Origin of the sequence: Bradyrhizobium pachyrhizi (assembly GCF_001189245.1) — a bacterium.
Lineage (GTDB): Bacteria > Pseudomonadota > Alphaproteobacteria > Rhizobiales > Xanthobacteraceae > Bradyrhizobium > Bradyrhizobium pachyrhizi.
Genome location: NZ_LFIQ01000111.1, coordinates 84,863 through 98,941, shown reverse-complemented (window position 1 = coordinate 98,941; position 14,079 = coordinate 84,863). Strand labels below are relative to the sequence as shown.

The 14,079-nt window shown below is 63.9% G+C and carries 12 protein-coding genes, 1 tRNA gene and 2 pseudogenes; 5 read left to right on the top strand and 10 right to left on the bottom strand.

What is annotated here, in order from left to right; genetic code table 11:
• Positions 1-113: 113 nt before the first annotated feature.
• Positions 114-1,028, top strand: a complete 915-nt coding sequence (locus AKL29_RS28425) for a DMT family transporter (RefSeq protein ID WP_050386440.1) — start codon at positions 114-116, stop codon at positions 1,026-1,028.
• Between the two features lie 178 nt (positions 1,029-1,206).
• Here the strand turns inward: AKL29_RS28425 and AKL29_RS28420 are convergent, their stop codons facing one another.
• The 3 genes from AKL29_RS28420 to rplU all read right to left on the bottom strand — a co-directional run bounded on the left by AKL29_RS28420 (position 1,207) and on the right by rplU (position 2,814).
• Positions 1,207-1,803, bottom strand: a complete 597-nt coding sequence (locus tag AKL29_RS28420) for a GNAT family N-acetyltransferase (protein ID WP_028336336.1) — start codon at positions 1,801-1,803, stop codon at positions 1,207-1,209.
• Between the two features lie 171 nt (positions 1,804-1,974).
• Entirely contained in the window at positions 1,975-2,244 is a 270-nt protein-coding gene (gene rpmA / locus AKL29_RS28415) for a 50S ribosomal protein L27 (RefSeq protein WP_028336337.1), read from the bottom strand.
• Between the two features lie 102 nt (positions 2,245-2,346).
• Positions 2,347-2,814, bottom strand: a complete 468-nt coding sequence (gene rplU / locus AKL29_RS28410; protein WP_050386439.1) for a 50S ribosomal protein L21 — start codon at positions 2,812-2,814, stop codon at positions 2,347-2,349.
• Positions 2,815-3,258: 444 nt separating this feature from the next.
• Between rplU and AKL29_RS28405 the strand changes: the two genes are divergently transcribed.
• Positions 3,259-4,416, top strand: a complete 1,158-nt coding sequence (locus AKL29_RS28405) for an ROK family protein (RefSeq protein WP_028336339.1) — start codon at positions 3,259-3,261, stop codon at positions 4,414-4,416.
• 470 nt (positions 4,417-4,886) lie between these two features.
• On the opposite strand, the gene AKL29_RS28400 is transcribed toward AKL29_RS28405, so the two are convergent.
• The gene (locus AKL29_RS28400; RefSeq protein ID WP_050386438.1) at positions 4,887-5,750 is read right to left on the bottom strand and encodes an alpha/beta fold hydrolase; all 864 of its coding nucleotides are present in this window, start codon (positions 5,748-5,750) and stop codon (positions 4,887-4,889) included.
• 213 nt (positions 5,751-5,963) lie between these two features.
• Between AKL29_RS28400 and AKL29_RS28395 the strand changes: the two genes are divergently transcribed.
• A tRNA-Ser gene (locus AKL29_RS28395) sits at positions 5,964-6,053 on the top strand.
• 64 nt (positions 6,054-6,117) lie between these two features.
• The gene (locus AKL29_RS42330; protein WP_050386437.1) at positions 6,118-6,300 is read left to right on the top strand and encodes a hypothetical protein; all 183 of its coding nucleotides are present in this window, start codon (positions 6,118-6,120) and stop codon (positions 6,298-6,300) included.
• On the opposite strand, the pseudogene AKL29_RS41240 reads toward AKL29_RS42330, so the two are convergent.
• The 3 genes and pseudogenes from AKL29_RS41240 to AKL29_RS28375 form a co-directional block, all read right to left on the bottom strand.
• Positions 6,241-6,473: pseudogene (locus tag AKL29_RS41240) on the bottom strand (hypothetical protein); the annotation flags it as partial. The gene AKL29_RS42330 and the pseudogene AKL29_RS41240 overlap by 60 nt on opposite strands.
• Positions 6,474-6,477: 4 nt before the next feature.
• Positions 6,478-7,455, bottom strand: a complete 978-nt coding sequence (locus AKL29_RS28385; RefSeq protein WP_063779962.1) for a dienelactone hydrolase family protein — start codon at positions 7,453-7,455, stop codon at positions 6,478-6,480.
• 340 nt (positions 7,456-7,795) lie between these two features.
• Complete coding sequence (locus AKL29_RS28375) at positions 7,796-8,248, bottom strand: cupin domain-containing protein (RefSeq protein WP_028336342.1); 453 nt, start codon at positions 8,246-8,248, stop codon at positions 7,796-7,798.
• 119 nt (positions 8,249-8,367) lie between these two features.
• Between AKL29_RS28375 and AKL29_RS28370 the strand changes: the two genes are divergently transcribed.
• Entirely contained in the window at positions 8,368-9,360 is a 993-nt protein-coding gene (locus AKL29_RS28370) for a LysR family transcriptional regulator (RefSeq protein WP_050386435.1), read from the top strand.
• Between the two features lie 922 nt (positions 9,361-10,282).
• Here the strand turns inward: AKL29_RS28370 and AKL29_RS28365 are convergent.
• The 3 genes and pseudogenes from AKL29_RS28365 to AKL29_RS45695 form a co-directional block, all read right to left on the bottom strand.
• Positions 10,283-11,872: an ABC-F family ATP-binding cassette domain-containing protein gene (locus AKL29_RS28365; RefSeq protein WP_050386434.1), complete on the bottom strand. Its 1,590-nt coding sequence runs from the start codon at positions 11,870-11,872 to the stop codon at positions 10,283-10,285.
• Positions 11,873-12,004: 132 nt separating this feature from the next.
• Positions 12,005-13,324 carry an Hsp70 family protein gene (locus tag AKL29_RS28360; protein ID WP_050386433.1) on the bottom strand — a complete coding sequence of 440 codons (1,320 nt, stop codon included), beginning with the start codon at positions 13,322-13,324 and terminating at the stop codon, positions 12,005-12,007.
• Positions 13,325-13,574: 250 nt separating this feature from the next.
• Positions 13,575-14,079: pseudogene (locus AKL29_RS45695) on the bottom strand (membrane-bound PQQ-dependent dehydrogenase, glucose/quinate/shikimate family); the annotation flags it as partial.

Genomic DNA, 14,079 nt, shown 5'->3' with positions numbered 1-14,079 from the left:
CCCGGGCTTGTCCCGGGCATCCACGTCTTTAAAACCGGACGACTCGGGCATAGGCGAGCGGAAGCGACGCCGTCCTTGGCCAGGCCCGACAAAAGAAAGCGCAAGTCGATTTCATGAGCCTGTTCGCAAAGCTGTCCTCCTACGACGACCGATCGGCGCGGCTCGCCGGCATCGGGTTGATGCTGCTGTCGATCTTCATGTTCTCGTTCGGCGACGCGATGGGCAAATTCATCGTCGCCACCTATTCGGTCGGGCAATTGCTGTGGCTGCGCGCCTGCGCGGCGCTGCTCGTGCTGCTGCCGATCGTATGGCAGCGGCGCGCGGATTTTCTGCATCTGGAACGGCCGTGGCTGCAATTGCTGCGGGTCACGCTGTCGACGGTGGAGGTTGCGGCGTTCTTCCTGGCGACCGTCTATCTGCCGCTCGCCGACGTCATCACCTACTATCTGGCCGGACCGATCTTCGTCACCGCGATGTCGGGCCTCGTGCTCGGCGAGCATATCGGCTGGCGGCGCTGGACCGCGATCCTGGTCGGCTTCTGCGGGGTGTTGATCGCGCTCCGGCCGTCGGCCCAGACGATCAGCTGGCCGGCGATGATCGCGCTTGGCGGCAGCCTGTCGTTTGCGGTGCTGATGCTGATCACGCGCTCGCTGCGCGCGACGCCCGATATCGTGCTGGCGACGTCGCAATTCGGCGGCACGTTCATCCTGGGCCTCGTGCTCTCGCCGTTCGGCTGGGTGACGCCGTCAGCCGGCAGCCTCGTGCTGTTCTTCACCGCCGGCATCATCTCGGTCGCGGCGCTGCTTTGCGTCAATCGTTCGCTGAAACTCGCGCCGGCGAGCGTGGTGGTGCCCTACCAGTATTCGATGATCGTCTGGGCGGTGATCTTCGGCTTCGTAGTGTTCGGCGACGTGCCGTCCTGGGCCACCATCATCGGTGCCGCTGTTATCATCGCGGCCGGCCTCTACATCTTCGTGCGCGAACAGCAGCTTGGACGCACGGACTCCGCGGTGAATCCGCCGGCGTGATTCTTACCCTCCCCTGGAAGGCAGGGTCGGATCACATTGAGCGTAGCGAAATGTGAGACGGGGTGGGGTGATCTCTCAACACGGGCAGCCCCCGAGTGGAGAGACCGTCACCCCACCCCGCCGCTCATTGCATTCGCGTCGACCCTCCCCCTCCAGGGGAGGGTGAAGATCAGAAGACTCAGCTCTCCCGCCGGGTCGAGTTGTTCCAGCGCTTCAGCGACGTCCAGACGCCGCGCGACAGGCGGAAGCAGTCGACCGGGCTCGACGAGCCCAGCGCCTCGAAGCGGTGCAGCTCGACGCCGCCCCACTGGAAGCCGCACTTCTCGAGGATATTGCGCGACGACGGATTGACGACGCGGGCGCCCGAGATCAGCTGGTCGAGATCGAACTCCTCGAAGAAGTAATCGATCACCGCGCGTGCGGCCTCGGTGCCGAAACCCTGGCCCCAATAGTCGACGCCGAGCCAGTAGCCCAGTTCGGCCGACGTCTCCTCGCGCCAGTCGATGCCGACCATGCCGATCGGCGTGTGATTGTTCTCGATCAGGAAAACGGTTTCGCGTCCGCCGGCGCCGAGCGCGCGCACGAAGTCGATGGCGTCGTCCTGGGTATAGGGATGCGGCAGGCGGCGGGTGTTCTCCGCGATGCGGCGGTCATTGGCGAGGCGTGCGATTGCTTTTACGTCCGCGAGCGTCGGCTTGCGCAATGTCAGCCGTTCGGTCTCGAGGACGCAAGCTCTTGCCTCACGCAAGGTCGGCGTCGGGATGTCCTGCAACATGTCGAGCTCCTGTGATGCGAAAAAATCGGTACGCAACGCTTGGAACGTCACGCGCGGTCGAAGTGGAACGCGCGCAACAAAAAGGGGAGGCCGGTTATCCCGCCTCCCCTTGGAGCCCTTTGCGACTCCGCCGGTTCAACAGGACCCGGCGGACTCGTATGTGTCCACCGTCTATTCGGCCGCTTCCGCCATCGGGATAACCGATACGAATGTGCGGCCGTTGGCTTTGGCACGGAACTCGACATGACCCTCAATCTTGGCGAAGAGAGTGTGGTCGGTGCCCATGCCGACATTAAGGCCGGGATGCCAGGTGGTGCCGCGCTGACGCGCGATGATGTTTCCGGGGATCACGCGCTCGCCACCGAACGCCTTGATGCCAAGGCGCTTGCCCTTGGAATCACGTCCGTTACGCGATGAACCGCCTGCTTTTTTGTGAGCCATGGCTCGTCTCCGACTTCGCTTTGATCTCTAGATCAATTCCTTGACGGAATCATTTCACGTTTTGTCACGCTTCACATCTGAAAGCGCGACGATCACTTCTTCTTAAGCCTTGGCCGCGGCCTTCTTGGCCGGAGCCTTCTTGGCGGCCGGCGCCTTTGCGGGCGCCTTCTTCTTGGCCGCCTTCGGCGCGGCGTCCTCGCCATCGGCGGGCGCTGCGACCTTTTCCTTCTTCGGCCGCGGGCCGACGGTCGGCTTGGCGTTATCGGCGAGGATCTCGGTGATGCGAAGCACCGTGAGCTCATCCCGATAGCCGCGCTTGCGGCGTGAATTCTTGCGGCGACGCTTCTTGAACGCGATCACCTTGTCACCGCGCTTGTGCTGCAGCACTTCGGCCGCAACGGACGCGCCTGCCACGGTGGGCGTTCCCAGCACCGGCGTGTCACCGCCGAGCACCAGAACTTCGCCAAGCTGCACGATCGTGCCGACATCGCCGGCGATCTTGCCTATCTCGAGTACATCATTCGGAACGACACGGTACTGCCGGCCGCCGGTTTTGATGACTGCGAACATCGTTTGATTCCTTCGTGTTCGATCCCGGCCTCGGACGGTTCGCCCGGGTCGGCTTTTTGTTCAGTCGCTATGGGTTGCGTGTCTCGTGCGAAGGGAATGAATTCCCAAATGGTCCGCACAAAAACAATCGGCGCGAGAAATCCCCGCGCCGGATGGGGGACTTATAGCCGCAAACGACCGAGAGTCAAGGTGAAGCAGGGCAAAAACCGGCCAAAAATGAAGGGTTTGGCATGGTTTTGGCCCGGATTGGCGACTCAAGCCTGCGCCCGGGTCGCGGTCCGCTCTGGCGACGGATGGTCTGGCACGGGCTGGCCCAGGGTGTCCGCCGCACCCGTGGAGCCGGTTTCGCCGGCAATTCCGTCCATCGAATGGGGCCGGCGCGCAAGCAACCAATCGGGTTCCCCGCCGTTAACGACCCAACCTCAAGCGGGCAGGCACGGGCAAATGGCCGAAGACACTGGATTGACCACGGGCATCGCGCACCACGGTGCCGCGCGGCTGCCGTCTGTCGACATTGACAGCTTCAACATCGAGCTGAAGGACGACGAGGGCTTTCTCGGCGATCGCGCCTCCAAGGGCGCGTTCCGCAAGATCCTCGACCGCTGGCGCAAGCCGCTGCGCAAATCCGACGAAGACCCGTTCGGCGACGAGCCGTCGGACAAGATCAGCAAGAAGAAGCTCGATGAACTGCTGGTCGGCGACGACACCGAGGCCTCCGCGGTCGTGCACAGCGCGATTGAGGAGTTTGCCCAGGAGCTTGCCTATGTCACGCGGCGCTTCCTCAACACCAAGGCCTGGGCCAGGACCGAGCGCATCGTGGTCGGCGGCGGCTTCCGCGACTCCAGGCTCGGCGAACTCGCCATCGCGCGCACCGAGATCATCCTGAAGTCGGAGGATTTCAAGGTCGACATGGTGCCGATCCGCTTTCACCCCGACGATGCCGGCCTGATCGGCACGCTGCATCTCGCGCCATCGTGGATTTTCGAGGCCCATGACGGCGTCCTCGCCGTCGACATCGGCGGCACCAATATCCGCTGCGGCGTTGTCGAGACGCGCTGGAAGAAGGCGCCCGATCTCTCCAAGGCGGCGGTCTGGAAATCGGAGCTATGGCGCCACGCCGATGACGAGCCGACGCGCGAGGGTGCGGTGAAGCGGCTGGTGAAGATGCTGAAGGAGTTGATTGCCGCCGCCGAGAAGGAGAATCTCAAGCTCGCGCCGTTCATCGGCATCGCCTGTCCCGGCGTCATCAATGAGGACGGATCGATCGAAAAGGGGGCGCAGAACCTGCCCGGCAATTGGGAGAGCAGCAAATTCAACTTGCCGGCGAGTCTGGTCGAGGCGATCCCGCAGATCGGCGATCATGACACCGCGATCGTGATGCACAACGACGGCGTGGTGCAGGGGCTGGCCGAGGTCCCGTTCATGCAGGACGTCGCGCGCTGGGGCGTGCTGACGATCGGAACCGGGCTTGGCAATGCCCGCTACACCAATCGCAAGCGGGAGAACGGCAAGGACGAGAAGAAGGCCGAGAAGAAAGACAAGGACGACGAGAGCGAAAAGAGCGAGAAAAAGTCCAAAAAAGCCAAGAAGGCCGACGCTTGAGCCGTCAGGATTCAGCGATCGCGCGCGCTCCATCCGGGCTACGGTCTGCCTTCTCCTTCCCCCTGAAAGGGGGAAGGTCGGGATGGGGGTCAGCCTCAAGCGATGCTGTTTGCGGAGAGAGCAGATCCCCACCCGCTTTGCTTGAGCGAGCAAAGCGACCTCCCCTTTTCAAGGGGAGGTTGGAACGTGCGGCGCCCGGATGAAGCCAACGGGTCGCGCGAACGCGCGCCCGATGACAGGCTCAGCGCAATCCGGGACAAATTCATCCGTGATTACAGCGGCCCCGGACTACGCGCGGTAAGGTTGATCGGTTAGGTTAAGATCGGGTTCGCGTTGCCGTTTCGACGTCGGTCGCTACCGTGGCCCGTGTCGCTCCCGCCGACCGGCGAAGCCGCACTTCCCGGCCAGCAATATTAAGAAGCGGCACGGGACCGCCAGTTTTTGTCGCGTCCTGGCGGTCCCACCACTTTCTACCTCCAATTGATCCGCTCGAAGAAGCCGACGATCTCGGCGGCCGCGCGGTCGGGGTCCTCGCGATGCGGGAAATGCCCGACATCGGGAAACATCTTCAGATCCAGATTGGAGAAGGTCTCCCCGAGCCGGTCGGTCCAGGCATAGGGAAACAGCGGATCGTGTTCGGCCCAGCGGATGCAGGTCGGCACAGTGATCGGCGGCAGCGCGGGGGCTGCGCCCTGCATCATCTTCACGCGCGCCGCATGTGACGCGCGATAATGCGCAAAGCCGCCGGCGAGATTCCCGGGCTTGAAGAAATTGTCGGCGAAGTCGTCGATCACGTCGTCGAACGCAGCCTTGCGGTGCGACCAGTGGTGCAGGAAATGGCCGATATAGGTGCGGCAGCTGTCTCTGCTGGCGCCGACCAGCGCGGGCGCCACCTCCATCTGGTGGAACGACTGGTACCAGATGTGGTTCAGCCGGTCGGGCGCGGCCATCCGCGGCCCGATGCCGGGATAGACGAAATCGAAGAAAAATAGTCCGGCGATGCGCTCGGGCGCCTTGCGGGCGAGGGGCTGCATCACGGCACCGCCGACGTCGTGGCCGACCACGCCGGCCTTGTCGACGCCGAGCGCGTCCAGCAGCGCCAGCATGTCGTCGGTATGCTGATCGGGGCCATACGCGCCGTGCGGCTTGTCGCTGTCGCCGAAGCCGCGCAGGTCGGGGGCGATCAGGGTGTAGCGGCCGGCGAGCCGCGCCATGACCGGCTTCCAGGTCAGCCAGAATTCCGGCCAGCCGTGCAACAGCAGCAGCGGCCTGCCGCTCCCGGTCCGCGCGACGTGGAACGCCGCGCCATTGGCTCGAATCGTCACATGCTCCATGGCCCGCTCCTGCTCCGGCTGGTTCGCTCGCGCGCCGATCGAGCCAGAACCGTTCTGCTAGCGCTTTGTTTCCGCGCGCTTTCTTGGCGTATCCCGGTGCTTCGGTGGCGCGAGGCACGGGTGACGGAAATATTATTGCAGCGCCTTGTCTGTCCCGCCATCCTCGCCTAGAACACGCCCCGACCGCGGGTGGCGCAAATCACCCGGGCCATCGGAGAGGTGGCAGAGTGGTTGAATGCACCGCACTCGAAATGCGGCATAGGTGCAAGCCTATCGGGGGTTCGAATCCCTCCCTCTCCGCCATTTGATCGCGACGTGCGAAAACCCAATATAGCCGGGCGTTTCTCGGTCCACCGGATTTCGGACGGTGGAGAACCTCGGTGCAGACCCGGTGGGTCGCGCGACCGGTGAATTTGCCATCATTGAGCCGTTCGTGGACGCGCGAATCCTTCAAAAACACGCCCGGCTTTTGCGGGCTGCTTCCTTGGATTCAGCTTCCGCGATCCGCTTCGGCATGCTGGGGCGCGGACCAATCAAGGCGCAGCCCTAGCCCGACTGACGCAAGTTGAACGAAGGCAAGGGAGTTGGTGGCAAAGCTTTCGCCGCGCGTCGCCACCCGACGATACTGTTTGATCCTGTTGAAGGAGCGCTCAACCCGATTGCGAGCGCGGCAACACGATTCGGACTGAAGCAGATCGGGTCGCTGCGATTGCCTTTCGGCGGGCTCCTACGGCTTAAGCTGGAAAATCTCAGTCAGGAAATCCCGAACGATTAGGTGAGCCTGATTGCTCGCAGCTTCGTTGTAGGCGAGCATCGGATCCTTTTCGACGCAGGCATCGGCGTAGCTGAAGGGCTTCTGCGTCTCGTGGTTGACGATCTGATGATCGTCCGCTTCTACGAGCCGGCAATGCCGCGTCGTCGCGGCTCCCTTCAAGGTCAGCGGGGTGCGGAGAGACGGGGCGTCGAAGACGTGATAGGCGTCGGGAAACTCGATCAGCTTGACGTCCTTGTGCGCGCTCGTCAGTCGCTCCACGTAGGCGCGGCAGGGTGCCACGGGGTTGTAATTGTCCGGGGTGCCGTGGAGGATGCGGATGGGCTTGTCGCTGACGTCGCTGTCATCCCGGTACGTCGTCGTGCAATCGGGATAGAAGGCGACGTGCGCCGCGAAACGCAGCTTGTTGGTCGGACCGAGTGTCGCATACAATCGGTTCATCGCCGAGTACAATGCCGATTGTCCACCTCTGGAGAAGCCCATCACGGCTATACGATGCGGGTCGATTCGCGGATGCTTGGCCAGCAGGTCGAGGGCCCGATAGGCATCGGCAACCATGTTCAGACGACCAAGCCGCGCCTGGTCGAGGATGGTCGAAATAATTCCTCGTCCTGAAAAGCTGTCGATGGCAAATGTCGCGATACCGAGTTGGTTGAGGGCTCTCGACCACTCGTCGATCGAGCCGCCCACGCCGCCCATACCTCCCGCGCCATGGAGCAGGATAACGGCGGGCAACCTGTCAGCGCCGGCCTTCGGGATGTGCAGCTCGCCCGCGATCGTCACCGGTTGGCCGTTGCTGCGCCCCGCCAGGAAATCGGAATCAGCGAGCGTGACCGACGCAATGGGGTAGACCTCCACGCGTGTCACCTGGGCGGTGGCCGACCCAACGATTGCCACAAGAAAAGCAAACGCTATCGCAGACTGCTTGATCACATCCCTCTCCTGTGTTCGATCTGCCTTGATTTTGAGATGAACCCTTAAGGAGCCAGAGCTGCGGCGCTATCGCGCTCGGCCTGACGTTGCCGAACCATTGCCAGTTCTCGGCGACAGGCAGCGAACCCGGCTGTTCCGGACTGTGTACCGAATTGCTCGCAGAAGCCGCGATCCTCCTCCGCGATGGTCTGCGCAAGGCGCTCCCTCGCCGCTGCATGCATTGCGGGGCCGGAAATGCAAAGGATGTACAAACCGAGAGCGAGGAATGACGCGGCGAACAGCGGGTATCCGAGCATGGCACGCGACGCTTTGCGCGGTCGGGGTGAGAATTCGCTCGCATTCACTGCTCACATAGCCGCTTGTATTCGATGCGGATGGCGTGAAAAGGCTTGTTGCCGGTGTTCTCGATCGCGTGCTCGGCTTGAGCCGGCAGCCGGACCATCAGCGGGAGCTCGACCGATTGCTGCCCTTGCACGACCGATTGGAATACTTTGCCATCCTTGTCGTAGTTGACGTAGGGTGGGCGCGAGTCCACCACCATCACGCTGGGCCAGCGATGATGATGCGAGGCTTCGCGCTCGCCCGGAAGAACAGTCACCTCCAGCACGCGCAGGTCTGCCGTTTCGTAGATCACCCTGTGATTCCCTGGTGCAGCGGTCACCGCTTCGCGGTCTTCTGCCCACGACGCTGCGCCGGCCGGGCCTGCGCACATTGCAGTGGTCTGGGCAAAGCTGGCCGACGTCACCATCGTGCCAGCCAATGCGGCGATCGCAGCAAACGCAGGCTTCTGCATCACGCTTCCCCGACAAGCAAATTCCGGATGCAGCGTAGGCACGGAGGCCGCGTCGCGTCGAGCAGCTTGGCTGAATTTCAGTCGTGAGTTAATATCACGAATAGGGCGCCGGCTAGCACATGGGGGATTTCGTCTTGAATCGCGGTCATCGCCTTGAGATGCTGATCAGCGCGGCCGACAGCGGCAGCTTCGCTGCGGCGGCGCGGATCATGGACTTGACGCCCTCGGCGGTCAGCCGCGGCATTGCCGAACTGGAGCGCGAGCTCAAGGTCCCCTTGTTTAACCGGACGACGCGCCAGCTCAAGCTCACCCAGGAAGGGGCCGACGTCTATCGCAGGGCTGTCGACATCGTCGCCCGAATTGCCGAGCTGACCGATGGCTTCACGAACAGGCGCGGGCGAGTCAGCGGTATCGTGCGAGTAGGCGTGCAGGCGCCGCTCAGCCGCTATGTCCTGATGCCGAGGCTGGCCAGTCTGAATGATCGGCACCCCGAGTTGCTCGTTGAAACGCGTCTGACGCAGGACCCTCGCGACATGCAGTCTGAGAACCTCGACGTTCTGCTGTACGTCGGCGAACCTCCTCCGTCTCGGCTCGTCGCGCAACGGCTAGGTCAGGGCAAGCCGGCAGCGTATGCCTCGCCGGACTATGTGCGTCGCTTCGGTGCACCGGAGCACCCTGCCGATCTCGTCAATCATCGCTGCCTGCTGTTTCGTCCAGCCTGGTCGACCGGTCCCTTCGACCATTGGAAATTCGAGCGCAAGGGGAAGCTCGAGACGATACGGGTGCGTCCTTCGTTCGTCACGCCGGATCGCGAAGGCCTGATCGTAGCGGCCTGTGCTGGCGCGGGCGTCATCTACATGGCCTGCTTCGATCCGACCATCCTGACGTCGGGCCGGCTCACACGACTGCTGCCGGAATGGTCTTGCCCGCCGAGCTTCGGCATCCACCTGATGTACCGTCGCGGCAGCACCGGCATTCCGCGCGTGGCGGCATTCTTGCGCTTTGTGCGCGAGGCCTTCGCCGACTTCGATCCTGACGAACTCACGGTGCTCCATGCCGACGCGGTAGCGAAATCCAGCTCTCCGCCGCGGGTGGCTCTGACGAAAGCGTGAATCTCCCTCGCCATCCCGTTTCCACCATCTGTTTGCTGGAGACTGGTTCGCCGTATCAGGAACGGCCTCCGCTTCACGCCGCGTATGGCCGCAAGCGAGGCAGCGCGTCGAACCGTGACATGCCCTGCGAACTTTCGTCCGGAGGAAATTACTCCAATTGACCGCCACTCAGGCCGAAGCGGCGGCCGCCGGCTCCTTTGCATGGGGTTGTTTTCCATATTTTGGTGGGAGCCGCGGCCACCGGGCGCGATCGACCCTTGCCGAAGGATGATCTCGACAATCCCATCCATCGTCACCGGGTATAGGCACCGGGGTCGAACCTCGAGCGGTCGCGCCGGTAACCTTAATTTTCCCTTTCGATTGTCGATAAGGTTTTATCGATTATCCTCGTGGCCATTGAGCGGTGTGACGAACTGCACGATGAGCGGCAACAGCCGAGTGGCTGGACGACCTCTCTGAAATCGAAGGGTGGGCAGAGCGCAGTGCCAGCCACCTTTCGGGCTGTCCGGCGGCGGCCGGCGGGGCAAATCAATTTTGAAGTGCTTTTGATTGCCAGGTTGCGGCGCATATCGCTCCGCATGAAGCCTTTCAATTGGGATGTTCCAAGATGACGCTCGCGCATTTCCTGATCGCGGCCGGTGGCGGCTTTTTGTTGCTCGCTGGCTTCGTCGCATTTGCCCTTTGGAGAAACGCGCTCCATTCGACGGCGCGGATTTAGCAACAGACCAGATTCAGCTCCGACGGCCTCGCGCTTGGGGACAAGCGAGGCTGGCGGAATGGCCGCACCGCCGCGCGGCCTGACAGCCGAGCACCGCGCCTTACGACCTACCCCGAGGCGACGCGTGCTCGGCTGTTCAATTCCCGACCAATCTTCGTCGTTCGAAACATCAATTGCGCAAAAGCAACTGCTCCGCTCTCCGCGTCACCTCCACGACGCGAGATCCAGTCTGCGCGTGATCGCGATGGCCTCGAGGAAGGCCTCGTCGTGGCTCACGACCAGCAGCGCGCCGTCATAGGCGCGCAAGCCGGCCTCGACCGCTTCCAAGGATTCGATATCGAGGTGATTGGTCGGCTCGTCGAGGATCAGGAAAGGCGGAGGCCTCGCGCCGCCCAGCACACAGGCAAGTCCAGCGCGAAGCAACTGGCCGCCGGAGAGGCTCGCAACGGGCCGCAGCGCGGCATCGGCGCGGAACATGAATCGCGCCAGCGCCGCGCGGCAGGCGTTCTCGCCGGCATCCGGATTGATGCGCCGGAAATTCTCCAGGATGGAGGCCGACGCATCGAGCAGGCTGACCGCCTGATCGAACATGGCGAACCGGGTCATCACCTCGACGCTGCCCCGCGCCGCGGTCAGGTCGCCGCTGACGAGCTTGAGCAGCGTCGTCTTGCCGGCGCCGTTGGGGCCGATGATCGCGACGCGCTCCGGACCTGACATGGAGAAGGTGAGATCGCGCAGGATCGGCGCTTCCGCGCCGTAGCCGACGTCGGCCGCGTCGATTCGCAGCACCATCCTGCTCGCCGGCAGATGCGTCGAGGGCAGCTGCACCGAGAACGGTTGCAGCACCTCGATGCGTTGCCGCGTCGCGCTGGCAAGTTCGAGCGCTTGCGTCCGCCGTCGTTCGGCGAGACGGGCGTTCTCGCCGCCGGTGTCTTCGCTGCGGTCCTTGCGCAGCCCGGCGGCGATGCGCGGCAGATCGCCCTTGGCGCGCTTCCTTGCACCTGCGCCGTCCTTGCGCGCCTTCCGTTCGTTGGCTTCTCTGGCGTTACGGTCGATCTCGGCGACGCGCTTCTCGGCATCGGCCAGATCGTGTCGTGCCGCCGACAGTTCGATGGCCTTGCGTGCGCGGTACTGGCGCCAATTGCCGCCGTACCGCCTGGCTTCCAGCGAGGTCAATTCGACGATCGCATCCATCGTCTCCAGCAATTCGCGGTCGTGGCTGACGATGATGGCGCCATGCCGCCAGTCGGCGAGCAGGTCGATCACCGCCTTGCGCCCCACGCGGTCGAGATTGTTGGTGGGTTCGTCCAGCAGCAGAAAGTCGGGCTGCGCGAAGGTCAGCGCGGCGAGGCGCGCCCGGGTGGCCTGTCCGCCGGACAGCGCTGCCAGCGGCGCGTCCAGCAAGTCGCTCAGTCCGACGCGTTCGAGCGCGGCCGCAATACGGGTGTCGAGCGTCCAGTCGATATCCGCAAGCTCTTCAGTGCTCGCAACGCCCTGTTCGGCGCGGCGTAACGCGGCCAGTGCGCGGCGCGCGTCGAACAGGTCGATGACGCGTTCATCCGGCTTCAGCTGAACCGTCTGATGCAGCATCCCGACGCGTCCCTGAACCGAGACCGTGCCGGATTGCGGCGTGCGTACCCTCGCGATCAGGCCGAGCAGCGTCGTCTTGCCGACGCCGTTCCTGCCGACAAGGCCGGTGCGTTCGGGTCCGAAGTTCAGATCGATGTTGGAAAGGAGAACCCGGCCGTCAGGCGCAGACAGGGTCAGATGAGAGAGCGTGATCGATGCAAGCATGGATATCCCCGAGGGCAAGGCTGATGGGCGTTGCTGTCAGGGTGAAATCCATGGTCGTCGGCATCCTCAGGGATTGATGATTGGCGTGATGTAGTCGTCTATTGAGCCCGGATCAAGGCGCGAAGCGTATCGTCACGCCGCTTCGGCGAAGGTCCAGCGGTCGGGATCGGGCGTGTGGCCGATCAAAGCGAGGCCGTAGGCGATCGATTCGAATTGATCCGCCGAGGTCAGCCGCGCCGCGCCAAAGCGCTCGGCGAACAGGCGCTGCACGGCCGGCACGAACGAGGTGCCGCCGGTCAAGAACACCTTCTCGACGTCGCGCGCGGTGATGCCCGACTTTGCCAGCGCCTCGTCCACCGTTGTACCCAGCCGTTCGATGTCGTCGGCGATCCAGGATTCGAAATCGTCGCGCGTGACGGTCGCGCCGATATCGATGCCTTCGCGGGCGAAGCGGAACTCGACGCGGTCGCGGCTCGACAGCGCGACCTTGGTGTCCGACACGGCGCGATACAGCGCGAAGCCGAGATCGTGGTCGACAATGGTGATGAAATCGTGCAGCGGCGCCGGATCGAGCGCGGTGCGCGCGAGCTGCTGCAACTCGCGCAAATCGCCATTGCCCCGCATCATCGCGAGCTGGTGCCAGCGGGCAAGGCTCGAATAATAGTGATTGGGAATCGGCAGCACCTTGTCGAACGAGCGGTAGCTGGTGCCCTTGCCGAGCCGCGGCGAGACGATGTGGTCGACGATGCGGTAATCGAAGGTGTCGCCGGCGATGCCGATGCCGGCGTGGCCCAGCGGTTCGGCGCGCAGCACGCCACCCTTGCGCGAGAACCGCATCACGGAGAAGTCGCTGGTGCCGCCGCCGAAATCGGCGACCAGCACGGTGGCATCGTGGTCCAGTGTGCGCGCGAAGGAGAACGCCGCGCCGACCGGCTCGTAGACATAGCGCGCATGGCCGGCGCCGAGCCGCTCGAACGCAGCCCGGTAGCGCTGCATCGCGAGCTCGTCATTGGGATTGCCGCCGGCAAATTTCACCGGACGACCGACCATGATGGTCGGCGCGCCCAAGTCGAATCCTTCGCCGGCATGGCGCGTCAGCGTGCGCAGGAACGCCGCGAGCAGGTCCTCGAACTTGTAGCGTTGCCGGAAGATCTGGGTGGTGTTGAAGGCCGCGCTTGCCGCAAAGGTCTTGAACGACTGGATGAAGCGATGGATCGTGCGTCCCTCGAGGAACTGCTCGATCGCCCAGGGGCCGCCCTCGGCGCGCGGATGCAGGCCGGCGCCGGGCCGTTCCTCCCAGAAGCACAGCGCGGACACATAGACGCTATGCGTGCGGCCGCCATGGTCGAAACGGATCGCCTCGACGCGGCCGGCGCCGTCGGACAGCGCGACCACGGTGTTGCTGGTGCCAAAATCGACGCCAATCGAGACGGCGGGCGAAGCGCTCGACATGTCATGCTCGGATTGTCTGTGAAAGGGGGCGGACCTTTAGCGGCTTTGGCCGCGTTTGCCAACCCGTCTGGGCGCTAGTCAGTTGGGCCAGTTCCACCTTCCCTTGGAAAGGGGCGGTCGCTTTGCTCGCCAGAGCAAAGCGGGTGGGAATCCGCGCCCTCCGCAGAGAGCATCGCCTGCGGCCGCCCCCAACCCGACCTTCCCCTTTCAGGGGGAAGGAGAAGGAAGATGACGGCCTCGATGACGCGGCTCAATCCTTCAATGCATAGGCGATGACGTAGTCGCCGCGTTTGGTGCCGAACGAGCCGTGGCCGCCGGCCGCGGTGACGACGTATTGCTTGCCGCCAGCCTCGTAGCTCATCGGCGTCGATTGGGCGCCGGCCGGCAGGCGATCCTCCCAGAGCACCTTGCCGTTGCGCACATCGTAGGCGCGGATCGTGTACTCATAGGTCCCGGTGTAGAACGCAACGCCGCCGGCCGTGGTGATCGGCCCGCCCAGCATCGGCACACCCATCTTGAATGGAAGCGGCAGCGGCGTGGTGTCGCGGATTGTGCCGTTGGGATGCTGCCAGACGATCTTCATCGTCTTCAGATCGATCGCGGCCATCGAGCCCCATGGCGGCCGGTAGCACGGCACGGAGAACGGCGAGAGGAAGCTCGAGATACCGACGCCGAACGGCGTGCCATACATCGGCTGCACCCCGACCTCGCTGCCGACCGGTTTCTCGGCGGTCGGCGCCGGAGGATCGAGCGGG